This is a genomic window from Kitasatospora sp. NPDC001132 (genome assembly GCF_053598415.1).
In genome coordinates, this window is the sequence record NZ_JBSFKF010000001.1 from 460,326 (window position 1) to 476,845 (window position 16,520).

The 16,520-nt window shown below is 74.1% G+C and carries 21 protein-coding genes and 1 pseudogene; 12 read left to right on the plus strand and 10 right to left on the minus strand.

The genetic code is table 11. The annotated features are described in order from the left end of the window. Window positions 1-65: 65 nt before the first annotated feature. Window positions 66-1,070, minus strand: a complete 1,005-nt coding sequence (locus ACWDBE_RS01790) for a PHP domain-containing protein (protein WP_449806887.1) — start codon at window positions 1,068-1,070, stop codon at window positions 66-68. Window positions 1,071-1,345: 275 nt separating this feature from the next. Here ACWDBE_RS01790 and ACWDBE_RS01795 point away from each other — a divergent pair, with 275 nt between their 5' ends. Next, window positions 1,346-1,918 carry a DJ-1/PfpI/YhbO family deglycase/protease gene (locus ACWDBE_RS01795; RefSeq protein ID WP_449806888.1) on the plus strand — a complete coding sequence of 191 codons (573 nt, stop codon included), beginning with the start codon at window positions 1,346-1,348 and terminating at the stop codon, window positions 1,916-1,918. Between the two features lie 48 nt (window positions 1,919-1,966). Here ACWDBE_RS01795 and ACWDBE_RS01800 read toward each other — a convergent pair whose 3' ends face one another. Further along, complete coding sequence (locus tag ACWDBE_RS01800; RefSeq protein WP_449806889.1) at window positions 1,967-2,527, minus strand: hemerythrin domain-containing protein; 561 nt, start codon at window positions 2,525-2,527, stop codon at window positions 1,967-1,969. Between the two features lie 198 nt (window positions 2,528-2,725). Here ACWDBE_RS01800 and ACWDBE_RS01805 point away from each other — a divergent pair. From ACWDBE_RS01805 to ACWDBE_RS01830, 6 genes and pseudogenes are all read left to right on the plus strand, one after another. Further along, window positions 2,726-2,881, plus strand: a pseudogene (locus ACWDBE_RS01805) (metallophosphoesterase); the annotation flags it as partial. Between the two features lie 63 nt (window positions 2,882-2,944). After that, on the plus strand, window positions 2,945-3,352 hold the full coding sequence (locus ACWDBE_RS01810) for a hypothetical protein (protein ID WP_449806890.1): 408 nt from the start codon (window positions 2,945-2,947) through the stop codon (window positions 3,350-3,352). 15 nt (window positions 3,353-3,367) lie between these two features. Next, window positions 3,368-3,727 (plus strand): low affinity iron permease family protein, encoded by a 360-nt coding sequence (locus ACWDBE_RS01815; protein ID WP_449806891.1) that lies wholly within the window; start codon window positions 3,368-3,370, stop codon window positions 3,725-3,727. A 253-nt stretch (window positions 3,728-3,980) separates the two neighbouring features. After that, window positions 3,981-4,844, plus strand: coding sequence for a 2OG-Fe dioxygenase family protein (locus ACWDBE_RS01820; protein ID WP_449806892.1), 864 nt, complete (start codon window positions 3,981-3,983; stop codon window positions 4,842-4,844). 157 nt (window positions 4,845-5,001) lie between these two features. Next, a complete protein-coding gene (locus ACWDBE_RS01825) occupies window positions 5,002-6,210 on the plus strand; it encodes a PP2C family protein-serine/threonine phosphatase (RefSeq protein WP_449806893.1) in 1,209 nt (402 codons plus the stop codon). 171 nt (window positions 6,211-6,381) lie between these two features. Further along, window positions 6,382-6,603, plus strand: coding sequence for a DUF6480 family protein (locus tag ACWDBE_RS01830; RefSeq protein ID WP_449806894.1), 222 nt, complete (start codon window positions 6,382-6,384; stop codon window positions 6,601-6,603). A gap of 121 nt (window positions 6,604-6,724) precedes the next feature. Here ACWDBE_RS01830 and ACWDBE_RS01835 read toward each other — a convergent pair whose 3' ends face one another. Continuing rightward, entirely contained in the window at window positions 6,725-7,048 is a 324-nt protein-coding gene (locus ACWDBE_RS01835; protein WP_449806895.1) for a plasmid stabilization protein, read from the minus strand. 156 nt (window positions 7,049-7,204) lie between these two features. Here ACWDBE_RS01835 and ACWDBE_RS01840 point away from each other — a divergent pair, with 156 nt between their 5' ends. Together ACWDBE_RS01840 and ACWDBE_RS01845 are read left to right on the plus strand one after the other, a co-directional pair. After that, on the plus strand, window positions 7,205-7,663 hold the full coding sequence (locus ACWDBE_RS01840) for an SRPBCC family protein (protein WP_449806896.1): 459 nt from the start codon (window positions 7,205-7,207) through the stop codon (window positions 7,661-7,663). A 146-nt stretch (window positions 7,664-7,809) separates the two neighbouring features. After that, window positions 7,810-8,100 (plus strand): helix-turn-helix transcriptional regulator, encoded by a 291-nt coding sequence (locus ACWDBE_RS01845; RefSeq protein ID WP_449806897.1) that lies wholly within the window; start codon window positions 7,810-7,812, stop codon window positions 8,098-8,100. A 13-nt stretch (window positions 8,101-8,113) separates the two neighbouring features. Here ACWDBE_RS01845 and ACWDBE_RS01850 read toward each other — a convergent pair whose 3' ends face one another. Continuing rightward, window positions 8,114-8,281 (minus strand): hydrophobic protein, encoded by a 168-nt coding sequence (locus tag ACWDBE_RS01850; protein WP_449806898.1) that lies wholly within the window; start codon window positions 8,279-8,281, stop codon window positions 8,114-8,116. A gap of 313 nt (window positions 8,282-8,594) precedes the next feature. Here ACWDBE_RS01850 and ACWDBE_RS01855 point away from each other — a divergent pair, with 313 nt between their 5' ends. Then, window positions 8,595-9,299 carry a GNAT family N-acetyltransferase gene (locus ACWDBE_RS01855; protein WP_449806899.1) on the plus strand — a complete coding sequence of 235 codons (705 nt, stop codon included), beginning with the start codon at window positions 8,595-8,597 and terminating at the stop codon, window positions 9,297-9,299. Window positions 9,300-9,363: 64 nt separating this feature from the next. On the opposite strand, the gene ACWDBE_RS01860 is transcribed toward ACWDBE_RS01855, so the two are convergent. Then, window positions 9,364-10,200, minus strand: a complete 837-nt coding sequence (locus tag ACWDBE_RS01860) for an alpha/beta fold hydrolase (RefSeq protein WP_449806900.1) — start codon at window positions 10,198-10,200, stop codon at window positions 9,364-9,366. A gap of 7 nt (window positions 10,201-10,207) precedes the next feature. Continuing rightward, entirely contained in the window at window positions 10,208-10,660 is a 453-nt protein-coding gene (locus tag ACWDBE_RS01865; protein WP_449806901.1) for a universal stress protein, read from the minus strand. Window positions 10,661-10,972: 312 nt separating this feature from the next. Between ACWDBE_RS01865 and ACWDBE_RS01870 the strand changes: the two genes are divergently transcribed. After that, window positions 10,973-11,110 carry a hypothetical protein gene (locus tag ACWDBE_RS01870; protein WP_449806902.1) on the plus strand — a complete coding sequence of 46 codons (138 nt, stop codon included), beginning with the start codon at window positions 10,973-10,975 and terminating at the stop codon, window positions 11,108-11,110. 29 nt (window positions 11,111-11,139) lie between these two features. Here the strand turns inward: ACWDBE_RS01870 and ACWDBE_RS01875 are convergent, their stop codons facing one another. Further along, a complete protein-coding gene (locus ACWDBE_RS01875; protein WP_449806903.1) occupies window positions 11,140-11,298 on the minus strand; it encodes a hypothetical protein in 159 nt (52 codons plus the stop codon). Window positions 11,299-11,553: 255 nt separating this feature from the next. On the opposite strand from ACWDBE_RS01875, the gene ACWDBE_RS01880 reads away from it, so the two are divergent. Beyond that, a complete protein-coding gene (locus ACWDBE_RS01880) occupies window positions 11,554-13,482 on the plus strand; it encodes a glycoside hydrolase family 5 protein (RefSeq protein ID WP_449806904.1) in 1,929 nt (642 codons plus the stop codon). 213 nt (window positions 13,483-13,695) lie between these two features. Here ACWDBE_RS01880 and ACWDBE_RS01885 read toward each other — a convergent pair whose 3' ends face one another. The 3 genes from ACWDBE_RS01885 to ACWDBE_RS01895 form a co-directional block, all read right to left on the minus strand. Continuing rightward, entirely contained in the window at window positions 13,696-14,394 is a 699-nt protein-coding gene (locus tag ACWDBE_RS01885; protein ID WP_449806905.1) for a phosphotransferase family protein, read from the minus strand. After that, complete coding sequence (locus ACWDBE_RS01890; protein ID WP_449806906.1) at window positions 14,391-14,921, minus strand: GNAT family N-acetyltransferase; 531 nt, start codon at window positions 14,919-14,921, stop codon at window positions 14,391-14,393. The genes ACWDBE_RS01885 and ACWDBE_RS01890 overlap by 4 nt, the downstream gene beginning before the upstream one ends. 106 nt (window positions 14,922-15,027) lie before the next feature. After that, window positions 15,028-16,500 carry a condensation domain-containing protein gene (locus tag ACWDBE_RS01895; protein WP_449806907.1) on the minus strand — a complete coding sequence of 491 codons (1,473 nt, stop codon included), beginning with the start codon at window positions 16,498-16,500 and terminating at the stop codon, window positions 15,028-15,030. Window positions 16,501-16,520 lie beyond the last annotated feature (20 nt).

A 16,520-nucleotide genomic window follows, 5' to 3' on the forward strand; every position in this document is an offset into this window, starting at 1 on the left:
GAGCCTGTACCGGCCGCGGCGGGTGCCCGTCAGCAGTGGGCCTGCCGAGCCGTGCGGAGGGCCGGTCAGCCGTTGGTCCGTCCGGTCCAGGCGAGGAGTCGTTCGCGTGGCCAGGTGGTGATCAGCCGCTCGGGTTCGAGACCGAACCGGGCCGCCCGGGCGTAACCGGAGCCGAACCAGTGCAGCTGGTCGGGTGCGTGGGCGTCGGTGTCGACGGCGAACAGGCAGCCCATCCGCGCGGCCAGGCGCAGCAGGTCGTCGGGCGGGTCGCGGCGTTCGGGGCGGCAGTTGATCTCCACCGCCGTCGCGTTCGCGGCGCAGGCAGCGAAGACCGCGTGGGCGTCGAAGCGGGACGGCGGCCGGCCGCGCCCGGTGACGATCCGGCCGGTGCAGTGCCCGAGGACGTTGGTGCGGGGGGCTTGGACCGCGGCCAGCATCCGGTCCGTCATCGGTCCCGGCTCGGAGCGGAGCTTCGAGTGAACCGAGGCCACCACCAGGTCGAGCCGGTCGAGCAGCTCCGGCTCCTGGTCGAGCGAGCCGTCCTCGAGGATGTCGCACTCGATCCCGGTCAGCAGTCGGAACGGACCGTCGAGGGCGGCGTTCCAGGCCGCCACCTCGTCGAGCTGGCGCCGCAGGCGTTCGGGGCTGAGGCCGTGGGCGATGGTCAGCCGGGGCGAGTGGTCGGTGAGCACCGCCCAGTCGTGCCCGAGCCCGCGGGCGGCGTCGGCCATCTCCTCGAACGGGTGGCCGCCGTCGGACCAGTCGGAGTGCAGGTGGCAGTCCCCCCGGGCGGCGGCCAGCAGCTCCCAGCCGGCCAGCGCCGCAGGCCCGGCCTCGGCCTCCAGCCGGGCCAGGTACGGCGGCGTCGCACCGGTCGACGCCTGGGCGATCACCTCGGAGGTGACCGGTCCGACGCCCCGCAGGCGGCGGACGCCGGCGGCGTCCACCACGCCGGGCGGCAGGCCGCGGACGGCCTCGGCGGCCGTGTGGAACGCCCGCACCCGGTACGGGGAGGCGCCCTTCCACTCCAGGAGGAAGGCGATCCTTCGCAGTGCCTGCGCCGGGTCCACGGTCCGCGCCCGCCTCAGGTCACCGCGCCCGCCCGGGTGGGCACGGCCCCGCGGCGCTCGCCGGGGACCAGCTCCCGCCGCGCGTCGCGGGAACGTCGTCCGACACCCACCGCCGCCTCCTCGGGTCCCGGGGCGGGTGCGGACGGCCCGCCCGTCGCCCGGCGGCTACCCGGACCGACGCCGGTGAACCCGGCATGACTGGGGGATCGGTGGGTACCCGCCGAGCCCGGGGGTGCGCAAGCGCACCCGGTGAACCGACACGACCAGGAGGAGACATGCACCGGCACGGCAAGGTCCTGGCGATCGTGACGAACTACGGTGTCGAGCAGGACGAACTTCTCGTCCCCGCACGGCACCTGCGCGAGAACGGCGTCCAGGTCGACATCGCCGCCCCCGACCGGGGCGACATCCGCACCCTGGTCGGGGACAAGGAACCCGGCGAGACGGTGCGCCCGACACTCACCCTCGACGAGGTCGACGCCACCGGCTACGACCTGCTCCTCATCCCGGGCGGCACCGTCAACGCGGACACCCTCAGGCTCCAGCGGCCCGCCGTCGACACGGTGCTCGCCTTCACCACCTCGGGGCGGCCCGTCGCCGCCATCTGCCACGGCCCCTGGCTGCTGGTCGAGGCAGGCGTCGCGTACGGCAAGCGGCTCACCTCCTACCCGTCCCTGCGCACCGACCTCGCCAACGCCGGCGCCACCTGGGCGGACGAGCCGCTGGTCACGGACGACACCGACGACTGGCGCCTGGTGACCTCGCGCAACCCGGGCGACCTCGAACACTTCCTACGCGGCATCGACGCCGCGTTGCACGCCCGGGCCGAGGCGGTCAGCCCGCGTTGAGTGCCGGGGCGGCGCCGGCCGACGGGTGCCGACGGGCACCGACGCACGTCACGGCGAGTGCTGGTGCCCGGAGGTGTCGTGCCCGCTGACGTCGTCCCGGAGGGAGGCGATCGCCCCGGTCCCCGGCGGGAGCCCCCACAGCGGTGCGCCCGGCCGTCTGGCCCGCCCCTCGTGCATGCGGCGTTCGCAGCTCCGCAGTTCCTCCGCCGCGGCACGGGCGCGCAGGGCCGGGAACAGCCGCTCGTCCTCGCCGCGCAGGTGCGCGCGGAGCAGGACGACCAGGACGGCCGTGGCGTGCCGGCGCCCGCCGGCGGACAGCCGTTCGTCCTGGGCCCGGTCGAGCAGTCGGCGGATCGCCGTGTGGCTGCGGCCCGCGGCGTCCGCCAGCGCGTCACCGGCCGGCAGACGTCGTCGCGCCAGCGGATACAGGTGGGCCTCCTCCACCAGGAGGTGGGGGCTGAGCAGCCGCCGCAGGGAACCCAACAGCCGCAGGGCCTCACCGTCGGGGGCACCGACGCGGTTGGTGGTGCGGGCCAGCTGGCGCAACAGCGCCTCGATGGCCCGGTGCTCGGCGGACAGCCGGTTCGGGAAGCCCTCGGCACCGTTCATGGTGGCCTCCGTCTCATGCCGGTCGCCGTACGACGGGGTTGCGCACGCGGTGCTCGGCTTCTGCCCGGTACCGGGGGGAGGGAACCGCCCGAAGGACTCTTCGGAGCCACCCGGACGGTACCGGCGCGGCGCGCGGTCGGCGCCGTTGCTCCACGCCGCCGGTCGGAGTTTGGCCGTGGAGCCCGGGGGGGCACGCCGATCGACGCGGGCGGCGCCGACCTCGCCGTCCACGGCCATGCGCACCTCGGCACCGAGCGCGGTCTCACGGCGTGCGGCGTGCGCGTGCGCAACGTCGCGCAACCGGTCATCGGGCGGGCGTTCGCGGTCTACCGGCTGCACGCGCCGGAGCGTTAGGGCCGGGACGAGCCGGGTAGACGGGAGGCCACGCGAACCGGACCGGGACGGAAGGAGAGCACGGTGCTGCTGCTGGGAATTCTGCTGATGTCGGCATCCGGCGCCTTCATCGGGCTACTGATCGCGGACAACCTCTCCGGCGGGCCCGGCTACCAGGCGACGGTGCTGGGGAACGACCTGGTGACGCTCAGCAGCCTGGGCGTCTTCCTGGCCGGTGTGGCGCTCGGCCTGATCTTCTGCCTGGGGCTGGCGCTGACGGGGCTCGCCCGACGGAGCCCACGAGCGGTCCGCCCCGGGGCGGGGACCGCGGTGCGCCGCGAGGCCGACCCGACGCGGCCCGCAGGGCGGGTGGAACCCGTCGACGAGCCGGTCGCGCCGCCGGCGGAACGCGCCGCCGAGCAGGGTGGCCGTGGCGGGCCGGCGGCCGGGCCGGCGAGGGGCGGCCGCATCCGGCACCTGTTCGGCCAGTGACGGGCGGAGAGTGACATGACACTGAGCCACCCGGTGGAGCGGGGCCGGGGAGGATTCGCGCGGCTGGCGGACCGGGCGTCCAACCTGACGAGCTCGCCGGTGTTCTACGCGATGTGCGTGCTGCTCGTGGCCGCCTTCGTGGCGGTCCACGTCGCGGGGCTCCCGTTCTCGTGGCAACTCCTCGTCGGTGACACGATGTCGGCCGTGACGCTGCTGCTGCTCGCGTTGCTGAAGAACGCCGAGCGCCGGGCCGAGCACGCGATCCAGCGCAAGCTCGACGCCATAGCGGCCGCTCTCCTGGCGGAGGAGGAGAGCAACCGGGACGAGGCCAGGCGGGACCTGGAGCACGCGATCCGCCTGGAGGACGAGGTCTGATCCGGGACGGTGAGCAGAGCCGGATCCACCCACCCGACCCGGTTCGCGGGCCCCGGTGCCCGAGCCCGGCACCAGGCTGCCCGGGGCGGCGCCTGAGCCGCGGAGACGGCCGCCGCGCCGGCCCGTGTTCGCCCGCACGGCGGACGCCACGGCGGTGCGACTGCCCGGGGCGTGCCAGCGTGGAGGGAGACGGCAGTACGAGGGACACGGCCGTACAAGGGACACGGCCGTACAGGAGCGGGGAATCGGACCCGTGCCGGATCCCGGCCGGGAGCGCTGGGAGCAGCCGATGGACGAGAGCGCGAACACGTCCGGCCGGGTGGGCGGCGTCCAGCCGGCCGGGCAGGCCACGAGGGTCCGGCGGGACGGCTACGCCCGGCTGGGCCCCGCCGACCTGGGTGTCGACGCCGGAGCCCTGGCCGAGGACTTCACCGAGCTGGCCGCCGCCTACCGGGACCTGCCGCGGGATCCGTACGCGCGGGCGACCAACCGGTTCCGCCGTTACTCGCACGCCGTGTACCTGCCGTGGACCGGTGAGTTGTCCTACATCCCCGGAGCGCCCGACGAGGAGTTTGGCACCGTCACCGAGTACTGGCAGGACGAGCACAACCCGGAGTACCCGCGCGTGCGACGGAGGCTGCCCGACATCCCGCCCGCCCTGCACCACAACCGGCTGCTCGACGCCCTGATCCATGCCGACCTGGGCCACGCCCTGTGGCTGGAGGACCTCCATCGCGTCCCGGTCTACGTCGGCGTGCACCTGATCTCGCTCGGCGTGCGGGGCCGACAGCAGGTCGCGGTGTCCTCGCCCGACTGCCTGCACCAGGACGGAGGTTCACCGGCCACGTTCACCTTCGCCCACTTGATCGGCCGCCGGAACGTCGAGGGCGGCGAGAACGTCGTCGCGACGCCCGAGAGTGCCGGGCGGCAGCCCGACGCGCTGGCGCCCGAGGCCGTCCACGACCGCTTCGTCCTGACCGAGCCGCTGGACGGCTACGGCGTGCACGACTGCCGCGTCAGCCATTACGTCGGCCCGGTCCGGCTCGGCGGCGACGGCGAGGAGGGCCGGCGGGACATCCTGATCGTCGGTGTCGCCCCCTACACCCCCGGGCTGTAGCAGGGCCCGGCAAGCGCGGACGAGGCCGGTCGGTGGACCGGACTCCCGCACGGTACGACGATGGGAGCACGAACGCTCCATCGGCCCTTCCGGCCGTCGTCACAGGCGCCGGGCCGGGCGCGGCGCGCGAGCAGACCGTCGCGAGAGGAGGCCCGGCGTGTCCGGATGCGACGAAGCGGTGCTGGGCAGGGTGCTGGCCCGGCTCCTGGCGCGTGCGCGAGCGAGCGGGCCCAGGGACCTGCCCGGCCTCCTGGAGGAAGCGGCCCGCGAGCTGGGCGCGGCCGACGCCCGGATCTACCTCGCCGACGTCCAGCAGCGGAACCTCGTGCCCCTGCTCGTCCACGGCGACGACCCCCCGCAACACGTCGCCGCCGAGGAGATCGAGACCACGCTCGCGGGCCGGGCCTACCGGCTGCAGCGGACCCGGATCTCCACCGGGCCGCCGCAGGTCGGCTGGTTCCCGCTCGTCGACGGCATCGAACGGATCGGCGTCCTGCGGATCGAGGCCCCGGCGGCCGGGTTGGAGGCGGCCGACCGCTGGGAGGCCCTGGCCGCGCTCGTCGCGCTGCTGACGGTCTCCAAATCCGCGTACAGCGACGTCATCGTCCGCACGACGCGCGACCGGCCGATGAGCCTGCAGGCCGAACTCCTGTGGGCCTTCATGCCGCCGCGCACCATCGGTACCCGCGACTTCACCTCCAGCGCGGTCCTCGAACCCGCCTACGAGGTCGGTGGCGACGCCTTCGACCACTCGGTGGCGGGCGGACGCCTGCACATGTCCGTGTTCGACGCCATGGGGCACGACCTCGCCTCCGGCGGGGCCAGCTCGGTCGCCCTGGCGGCCTGCCGCAGCACCCGCCGGGCCGGCGGCGACCTGGCGGCCATCGCCCAGGCCATCGACCGCACGCTGGGCCGCTGGATCCCCGAGCGGTTGCTGACGGCCGTCGTGGCCGACCTGGACTCCGCCACCGGTGAGCTCACCTGGGTCAACTGCGGTCATCCGACGCCGCTGCTCATCCGCGGCAGGCACGTCGTCGCCGGCGCCCTGCGACGGCGGCCCGAACTGCCCCTCGGACTCGGCTACCACGACCGCGGCCCGCAAGCCGTCCACCACACCAGGCTCCAGCCCGGTGACCGGGTCCTGATCTACACCGACGGCGTCACCGACGCCCGCTCACCCACCGGCGACGTCTTCGGAGAGGAACGCCTGACCGACACCCTCGTCCAGCACATGGCGAGTGGCGAACCCGCCCCCGAGGCCCTGCGCCACCTGACCCACTCGCTGCTCGCGCACCAGAACCACCGGCTCCGCGACGACGCCACGATCCTCCTCGCCGAATGGCACCCCCAGGGCCGGGGCGGGTGAGGGCCGGCACCGTGGTCCAACCGCTGACCTCCGACCTCCGACCTCCGGCCTTCGAACGGCGGGCGGTCCCGGCAGGGACGCAGGCGGCGGTTCGCCAGGCGTGTGACGTTTCCGGCCCCCGGCCCGGGGAAGCCGCCCGGCATCGGATCCCACTTCTCCCCGGGACTCACCATGACGACACCCGACCCCGACCCGGACCGCACTCCGGCGCTCGACGAACACGGCGCCCTGCCCGGTGGGGACACCCCGCCGGCGGAGGGCGGTACATCGGGCATCTCCCATCCCGAACCCGAGGAACTGCGCACGGCCTGGGGCATCTGGCCCGCGGTCGTGATCGTGGGGCTGGCTCTGGCCGTATCGGTCATGCTCGTCGCCATGATCTTCATCGCCTGACCGGGCCCGTCCGGAGGTACACACCATGAGCGGGCCCCTCGCTCGCTCCTTTCCGGGGGCGGGCGGCCCGCGGTGGTGCGGGCCGGGCCGGGCGTCGGCGGGTCAGTGTCCGGTTGGCGGGTCAGTGTCCGAGTGCGTCTTCGAGCTGCTTCTTGTTCATCTTCGAGCGGCCGTGGATGTTGCGCTGCCTGGCCTCGTTGTAGAGCTGGTCCTTCGTCGGCCCCTGGGCGCCGGAGTGCGAGCGTTGACCGCCGCGCCGGGAGGAGGACATGTCGTGGGTCGAGGAGCGGCTGGCGGTCTTCGACTCGCCGTGCCGGGCCCGTTCCTTGTTCACGGTGCGGGCGGCGATCTCCTTGGCCCGCTTCTCGCTCTCGCCGCGGTCCAGGGCGCTCTCCTTGATGTGCTCGTACTGGCGTTCACGTTTCCTGCTCGAACCGGCGGGCATGGCTTCCTCCTCGGTCCTGGGGCTGGTGGGGACGTACCGGCGTCTACCCCGAACACGGGCTTCGATCCGCCCGGTCGCAGGGTTGATCCGGCGCCCGGCGGGCAGGCGCGGGGGCGGTCGGGACGATCCCGGCCGTGCCGAGCAAGGAGGCCCCGGATGAGCATGGTGAAGGAATCGGTCGACGTCGACGTGCCCCTGGACACCGCCTACAACCAGTGGACGCTGTTCGAGGAGTTCCCGCGTTTCATGGAGGGCGTCGACTCGGTGACCCAGCTGGACGACCGCCACAACCACTGGCGGACGAGCATCGGCGGAGTCACCCGTGAGTTCGACACCGAGATCGTCGACCAGCTGCCCGACGAGCGGATCGCCTGGCGCACCGTCGGGGGTGAGGTGAAGCAGCACGGCGTGGTGACGTTCCAGCGGCTCGACGACGAGCACACGCGGGTCAACATGGCCATCGACTTCCGGCCCGAGGGCGTTGCCGAGAAGGCCGGAGCCGCGATGGGAATGGTCGACCGGCGGGTGAAGGGGGATCTGCGGCGTTTCAAGGACTTCATCGAGCGCCGCGGAGGCGGGGAGGGCGGCTGGCGGGGCCGGGTGAGCCCCGGTTGAGCTCCGTCCGATCGCCCGGTGACCCCGGTGAGCCCGGTTCCTCAGGGACCGGGGCCACCGGGCGGCCGGGCCTGCGCGACGGGGCCCGTCTGCGGGGTGCGGAGAAGCGGCCGGTCCCGACGGCGAGGTCCGGACCGCGTGCTGACGTGAACGACCGGCCGGCGGGCCCGGGATGGACCTTCCTCACGAACCATGCTCGCGTGCTGGTGCAGATCGCCCGGGATCCGGGGATCAAGGTCCGCGACATCGCCACGCGCTGCCTGCTCACCGAGCGGGCGGTGCAGCGGATCATCGTCGACCTGGAGCAGGCCGGTTACCTCAGCCACGAGCGCCAGGGGCGCACCAACGTCTACCACGTGATCGCGGGCAAACAACTGCGCCACCCGGCCGACGCGGGCCCGACCCTGGCGGAGCTGCTGGCCGTTCTGCTGCGTTGATGGCGGTGGACGGTCACCACCGGTACCACCGTGCGCGGCTTCCGGAGCCGCGTGCGGCGAAGACGAAGCCGAGGAGCCACAACACCAGGACGGCGAGGGCGACCCACCACAGGACGTGGATGACGAAGCCGGCGCCGCCCAGAACGAGCACCAGCAGGAGGACGAGGAAGAGCGCGAGCATCGGAATCGGCCTTTCCGTGGGGAGGAGGACGGGTTCGGTCACCGCGTGTGCCCACCCGGGCGGCGTCCATGCACCCCGGGGCCGCTGCTTCGGGAGGTGGCCCGCCGCTCCGCGGTCGACAGGAGCCGTCGACCGGGGAGGCCGAGCCCATCCGAGGACGGTCGGTCGCCGCGGAAGTCACAAGCGGGACAGGCGACTTCGCATTCGAGGAGGCCCGTGACCCGCTCCCGTCGGGCCACCGGTCGGCGACGTCCCCGGGCCGAGTGGCACACTGTCGGCCGACCGCACCGCACGACCCGAGAGGACCAGCACGATGGTGAACCGCGACGCCGTCGCACTCGACGACCCGGTGGGCGAATCACTGCGCGGCCGGCACGCGCACCTCGCCCGCCGGATCGGAGCAGCCGCCACCTACCTGCCGGAGGTCTCGACCTTCGCGGCGCTCCCGGCCGACGCGGGCCCCCGGGAGTGGGCCGAGCTCGTCCGGCTGCTCGGTCGCGGTGAGCTCGCCGACATGTTCAGCTGCCCGGCGACCCCGCCGTCCGACTGGGAGCCGGTCTTCTCCCTCGAAGGCCGCCAGATGATCCGGACCGGCAGCGGCCGGCCCGACCACATCAGTGCCGGGCCCGACACCGGCGTGGTCGAACTGGGAGCGCAGGACGTGCCCGAGATGCTCGACCTCGTCGAGCGGACCCGGCCGGGTCCGTTCCGGCCGCGCACCCACGAGCTGGGCACCTACCTCGGCATCCGCGACAACGGCACCCTGGTGGCGATGGCGGGCGAACGGCTCCGGCCCCCGGGATGGACGGAGATCAGCGCTGTCTGCACCATCCCCGAGGCGCGCGGGCAGGGCCACGCCGCCCGCCTGGTCGGGGCGCTCGTCGCGCGCATCCTGGCGCGGGGCGAACGCCCCTTCCTGCACGTCGCCGAGGCGAACACCGGCGCCGTCGCACTCTACGAGCGCCTCGGCTTCGAGACCCGCAGGCCGGTGACCTTCCGCGGCTTCCGCATCCCGTGACCGTCGCGTCCCGTGACGGCCGCGCCCCGGGCGCGAGCCGTCACGGAGGCAACCGCCGTCCGGGCTACCCCCCGATGAAGGCGAGCAGCGCCGCGTTGACCTCCTCGGCGTGGGTCCAGAGCAGGCCGTGCGGAGCGCCCTCGATCTCCACGTACTCGGCGGAGGGCAGCGCCCGGTGGAACGGGCGTCCGGTGCTGTCGATCGGCAGGATGCGGTCGGCGGTGCCGTGCACGATCAGCGCCGGCACGTCGATGCGCGGGATGTCGGCGCGGAAGTCCGTGTACCAGGTGGACGGTGCCGCCGCAGCGGCGAAGGCACCGCCCGAGGTGGCGACGTTCCAGCTGTTGCGGACGGCCTCCGGGCTGATCCGGCTCCCGAGGTTCTCGTCCAGGTTGTAGAAGTCCCGGTAGAAGGCGGTGTAGTAGGCGTACCGGTCGGCCTTCACGGCGGCGACGATGCCGTCGAAGAAGTCCTTCGGACCCGCCCCCTCCGGGTTGTCGTCGGTCTTCAGCAGGTACGGCTCCAGGGAGCCCAGGAAGGCCACCTTGAAGAGGCGGCCGGAGCCGTATCCGGACACGTAGCGGGCGACCTCGCCGGTGCCCATGGAGAAGCCGACCAGCACGGCGTCCCGCAGGTCGAGGGTCTCCACCAGGGTGTGGAGGTCGGCGGCGAAGGTGTCGTAGTCGTAGCCGGTGGTCGGCTGCGAGGACCGGCCGAAACCGCGGCGGTCATAGGTGATCACCCGGTGCCCGGCGTCGAGGAGCGCGGCGCTCTGCCGCTCCCACGAGTGCCCGTCGAGGGGGAACCCGTGGATCAGGACGACCGGTCGGCCGGAGCCGTGGTCCTCGTAGTAGAGCTCGATCGGGGTGGAGTTCTCCTGGCCGACGGTGATGTACGCCATGGGCGACTCACTTCCCTTCCGTGACGGCGGCCCGGACGATGACGACCGGACAGGCGGCGTGCTGCGCACAGCGGGTGCTCACCGAGCCGAGCAGGCTGCGGGCGAAGCCGCCGTGGCCGTGGCTGCCGACCACCAGCAGGTCGGCGCCCCGGGCCGCCTCCAGGAGGACCTCGGAGGGGTCGCCCATGACCATCGTCTGGCGGACCTCCACCCGGCAGTCGTCGCCGAGCACCGTGTGCAGTTCCTCGGCGAACCGCCGCTCGGCGAGCTCCCGGTCGAAGGTGCTGTCGACCACCGGCGCCGACCAGCCGAAGTGGCTCGGCGGCTCCCAGGCGCCCACCGCGTCGACCATCCCGCCGGTCACCGTGGCGTACCGGGCCGCCCAGCGCAGCGCGGCGTACGACGGTGGAGAGCCGTCGACGCCGACCACGACGCGGGGCGCGGAGTCGTTCGCGTTCATCTGCACCGTCCTGTGGGTCACTGTGTTGCGGATCGCCGCCCCCTGACCACGGTGCTGGCCGCGGGGCGGCGCCGCCACCACGGCCCGGCACCCGGGTGACGGCCGTCGGACGAGTGCCCGGGAGCGGCTGCTGGCGCAGTGGCCACTGGCGTTTCCCGGGCTCACAGCGGAACAAGGGAGCGTGGGCGTCACGCCCGCCGGGAGGCCGGGCGCGCGCTGCGGTCGGCCGCCGGTGAGGAGTCCGGGAGGGCCCGGTCCGGTCGGCAATGCCCGGACGGGATCTTCGCCAGGGGCGGCGACTCCGGTTCCCTGGTGCTCGAACGGGGCTCCCGCACCGCGGTCGGTCTGCTCTGGGCCGGGAACCGCTCGGGTGGCACGAGGGCCCTGATGTCCGACATCACCGTCGTGGAGAGTCAGCTCGGCATCACCGTGGCCTGGGCCGGGCAGTGACCCACTGATTCGGGCGTAAGCCCGGTCCTTCAGGGCCGATAGCCCGTACGGCCCGAGGTGTGGAGCGAACCGCCCTCGGGTCGCGGCATGTCACGCGGGCCGCTGTTGCTGCTCGATGTACTGCTCGACGAGTCGGTGAGTTCGGCGTACGGGCCGGGGCAGATCTCGCTGAAGAGCAGCAGGTACACCGCCCGATCAGGCACAGGAAGGTGCCCATCAGCGGTCTCCGGCGGGCGGCAGCGGCCGCACCGCCGGGAGTTCCGCTGATGGGCACCTGAATTCTGCGACCAGCCCCCGGCCCGCGCGGCCGCTGATCTTCACCCGGATTTCCCCTGGAGGACAGCACGCACCCTTCCCGCGCCTGAGGTTCCGTCATATCGTCTGTCCTCGCCGACGGCTCCGGTGTGCCCGGTCGCGGCCTGAGCCACCTCACCACAGCGGGGATGTCCATGAAGAGTCTTGCGGTGCGTCTGCTCGCCCTGGCCGCGGCCCTGCCGGTGCTCGCCGTCCTGGTGGCGGGCCCCGGTGTCGCGGCGCCCGGCGAGGAGCACCGGGCCACGGCAGCCGCCTCCCTGGCCGCGTCCTGGACCGGCCCGCTGAGCACCCGAGGGCGCTACGTCGTGGACGCCGACGGTCGGCGCTTCAAGCTGAAGGCGGCCAACTGGGCGGGTGCACAGGGTACTTGGCAGGGCAGTGGGAGCGCCGACGACCCGGCGAACAATCAGGCCGGGCAGGTGTCGCACAACATCCCGCTGGGCCTGGACCGGGTGCCGATCCCGCGGCTGCTGGCCGACTTCCACGGGCTGGGCCTCAACAGCATCCGGCTGCCGTTCGCCAACGCGCTGATCCACGACACCGTCCCCGTCCCGGACTCCGCCGTCGCCGCCAACCCCGAGCTGCGCGGACGCACCCCGCTCCAGGTGTTCGACGCCGTGGTGGCCGCGCTGACCGCCGACGGCTTCGCGGTGATCCTCAACAACCACACCACCAGCTACCGCTTCTGCTGCGGCCTGGACGGCAACGAGCGCTGGAACAGCGGCCAGTCGACCGCGCAGTGGGAGGACGACTGGCTGTTCATGGTGAACCGCTACAAGGCCGACAAGCGGGTGGTCGGCGCCGACCTGCGCAACGAGGTCCGCCGGGACGTCTGGGACGACCCCAACTGGGGGATGGGCGACGCCCACGACGAGTACGCCGCCTTCGAGGAGGCCGGCAACCGCATCCTCCAGGCCGACCCGGACATGCTGGTCGTCATGGAGGGCATCAACTGGTACGGCATCCCCGCCGCCGGGTTCAGCCACGGCCGCCCGATGCTCACCCCGGTGCGCAACCTCTCCAACACCCTGATCGACTCCGGCAAGCTGGTCTACGCCGCGCACTTCTACGGCTACACCGGCCCGGCCAACACCGGCGCGGGCAGCGGCCCCGGATCCACCGGCGACCCGCGCTACCAGGACTTCACCCCCGAGCAGCTCGCCCAGGTGGTGGACGACGAGGCGCTGTTCGTCGCCCGCTCCGGCCAGCACTTCACCGCCCCGGTGTGGATCAGCGAGTTCGGCGCCGGCGGCCGGGGCTCGACCGACGCCAAGGAACAGGCCTGGCTGCACGCCTTCACCGACATCCTGGTCCGCAACGACACCGACTTCGCCATCTGGCCGCTGGTCGGCTGGGCCGACACCGCCGGCCGCCCGCTGGACACCTGGGCGCTGCTCTCCTACGGCCCCGACGGCACCAGGACCGGCCTCACCGACCCCGGCGACTGGCGGGCCGCCGACTGGACGAAGCTGGTCGGCGCCCCGGCGGTGAGCGGCCCGGTGCCCGCGGTGGGCCACTGGAACATGCTCAGCCTCGACCACGCCGACCAGGACCTCTCCCGGCGGATGCTCGCGCGCGCGGACTGGAGCCCCGGCAACCGCAAGGGCGACTGCCCGGACGGCCAGCGCCTGACCGCCCTCGCCCGCGGTGACAGCCGTGCCCTGTGCACGGACGCGGGCGAACCGGCCGGCGGCAGCGGCGACTGGATCACCGTCACCGATGAGCGCTACGTCACCGGGGGCGACTGGGCGTCCGGCTACGACAAGCTCCAGTGTCCCGACCGCACCTTCGCCGTCGGCTACAGCGTGCGCAACAACGGCATGGCCGCCCTGCTCTGCGCCCCCGCGGCGGCCCCGCTGCCGCTGACCGGCCGCACCCTCTGGTTCGACCGGGGCGACAACCGGCCCGCCACGGGCGGCTCGGTGGCGAGCGACTGGGCGCCGGGCCGCTACAAGGGCCAGTGCGCGGACGGCGAGTACCTGGCCGGCGTCGCCTCCACCTGGCAGCGCCTCCAGTACGGCGCCCCGGCCGCCCTGCTCTGCCGCCCGCTCGGCTGATCGGGGCCCGGTCCGCCGCCCCACCTGCCCGGTAGGTGCGGCGGCGGACGGGTGCTGCATTCGGCTGTGCTCCGCCGGTACCCGCCACCCGGGCGGTCGGTGAGACGATGACGAACGATCAGAGCGCGCCCGCGTCGCCGCGTCCCGCAGGTTGGACGCGTGCATGACGACACAAGCCGTGGTGCGCAAGCCCGGAGCGCCGCGCCGCCGCGGTCAGGAGGGCTCCGGCCAGCCCGCCGTCAGACGCCCGCGCTCCTGCCACTGGCGGGCCCCCGGTCCGTCCGGGTCGCGTCGGCGGCAGAACTCCTCCAGCCGGGCGCACTGGGTGAGCATGGCGGACCGGCGCCGCGGCCAGGGCGGCGCCGGCTGCCCGTACGCGTCGAAGAGGTGGTGCAGGGCGCCCGCCTGGGCCGGGTGGTGGGTGCGGACGATCCACTCGCACCAGGCCAGGTCCTCCACCGGCTCGCCCGGGTGGGCGAACTCCCAGTCCAGCAGGCCGGTGACGGCGAAGTCGGCCGGGTCCAGCAGCAGGTTGTGGGGCCCGAAGTCCCCGTGCACCGGTACCGATCCGGCGGGCGCCGGCCCGTCGCCGGCCAGTTCGGGGTCGAGGGCCTGGAGCCGGCGCAGCACCCGCCCGCAGGCGGCGAGGACCTCCGGGCCGTGTCCGGTGTCCAGCAGTTCCTGCGCGGGCACCCCGGGCAGGTGGCCGAGGGTGATGGCGCCCGGCTCGGTGCCGAGCACCGGGGGGACCGGCAGCAGCCCGCGCAGCCCGGTCAGCGCCCGGTGCTCGCGCCGGCCGCGCTGCTCGGCGTCCGGCCCCTCGTAGCGCTTCACGACGACCGTGCCGTCACCCGCGGTGCGGTTGGTGTAGCCGTGCGGGAGGGGCCGCAGGCCGGACGGGCCGTCGCTCACTTCCGCCACTCCTCGGCCAGCAGTCCGAGCACGACCTGGTCCACGAACTCCCCGTACGCCCAGGCGGCCTGGCGCAGCCGTCCCTCGACGGTGAAGCCGGCGCCGGCGGCGGCCCGGAGCATCGGGGTGTTGTCCGCCAGGGTCTCCAGCTGCAGGCGGCGCAGGCCCAGCACCGGGAAGGCGTAGTGGCAGAGCGCCCGCAGGACGTCCGGTGCGAACCCGCGCCCCCGGTGGCCCGGCAGCAGGGCGAGGCCGACGTGGGCGCCGCGGTTGTGGGCGTCGATGCCCCACAGCAGGGCCTCGCCGGCGAGTTCGCCGGTGGCCGTCTCGACCACGGAGAAGCAGGCGGCCTCGTCGGAAGGACCGGGGACGACGTACGGGGAGTGCGGCGAGCCCGGCGGGATGGGCCGCCAGGGTCGGGAGTCGGCCCGCGCGCGGGTCGCCACGTCGTCGTACAGCTCGGCCAGGAGCACCGGCAGGTCGGCGTCGTGGCGGGCCCGGAGGGTGATGTGAGTGCCTTGTAACATGTCACATGTTTACCATCGGCGGCCCCGCCGCCGCCATCGGGTTCTCCGCGGCGGACAGCGAGGGGCCCCGGCGGACGGCACGCCGTCCGCCGGGGCCCCTCGGCCGTCACCCGAGCGGGACTTCCAACTGCCGGGCCAGGTCGGCCACCAGGGCGTCCAGCCAGCCCCGGATGGTGCCCGGGTCGAACAGGTCGGCGTCGTACTCGACCAGGCCGGCGTAGCCGTCGGCGTCCGGGGTGAGACTGAACGAGCAGTCGGCGCGGGCGGAGGGGCCGGCGACGTCCTCGATCTCGGTGGTCAGGCCGGGGAGGTCGAGGGTGATGGGCGGGGTGCTCTGGACGGCGAGCAGGATCTGCGGGAACACGGGGGGCAGCAGGATGCCGCGCTCCCGCAGGGGCTCGACCAGCAGCCCGAAGGCCGTCACCGAGTGGTCCAGGGCGGAGGCGATCGCCTCCGCGGCGTGGTCCACCTGCTCCCCGAACCCGCCGGTGCCCCCGGTCGGCACCAGGATCGGCACGCTGTTGGTGAGCAGCCCGACCACCTTCTCGTCGGCCGGCCGGGTGCGGTTGGCGTTGGAGAGCAGGACCAGCGGCGCCGGGGCGCCGCTGAGCGAGCCGAGCAGCCGGGCGAGCGCTGCCAGCAGGACGGCGGAGGCGGTGGCGGAGCGGGCCGCCGCGTAGCGTCCGACCGCCTCGGCCACGGCCGCCGGGATGCGGAACTCGGCGGTCTCGCCGTGCCCGGAGCGCTTTTCGGGGCGCGGCCGGTCGGTGGGCAGGTCCACCGAGAGCGGCGCGCCGTCGAGGACCTCGGCCCAGTGGTCGGTGGCCGCCGCGACGGCGGCCCGGGTGACCACCGTCCGCTCCCAGCAGGCGTAGTCGGTCATCCGGCCCGGGGCATCCGGCAGCGGGCCGCCCGTACGGTAGAGCGCGCCCAGGTCGGCCAGCACGGTGGCCAGCGACCAGCCGTCCAGCGCGATGTGGTGGACGGACAGCAGCAGCACCCACTCCTGCTCCGCCGGACGCAGCAGCCGGGCGCGCAGCAGCGGCGGTGCGGTCAGGTCGTACGGGCGGGCGATCACGGCGTCCAGGGCCTCGGCGAGCGCCGCGTCCCGTTCGGCCGGGGCGAGCCCGCGCAGGTCCTCGACGGGGAGGTCCAGCGGGGTGTTCGGCAGCACCTGCTGGAGCACCCCGAGTTCGGTGTCGGGGAAGCGCGTGCGCAGGCTCTCGTGCCGCTCGGTGACCGCCGTCAGCGCGGCGGCCAGCCGCTCGGGCTCCAACGGGCCGCGCACGGTGATCCGCTGGGTGATGTTCCACACCGCCGGATCGGCCGACCCGGCGTGGGCCTTGCGCATCCGCCACTGCCCCACCGCGGTCGGCGCGGCCGCCAGGGCCGTCCCGTCGCCGGTCAGGACGGCGAGCAGCCGCTCGCGGTGGGCCCGGACGAGGCCGGTGAGCTCCTCGTCCATCGCCCCGGCGGGGGCCAGGTAGCCGATCCGGTCGCCGGTGGTGCGCAGTACGACCTCGCGTTCGTCGAGCAGGCGCAGCAGCCGCGCCCAGTCGTCCTCCGCAGCCTCTGCCACAGCTTCTGCCGCAGCCTCTG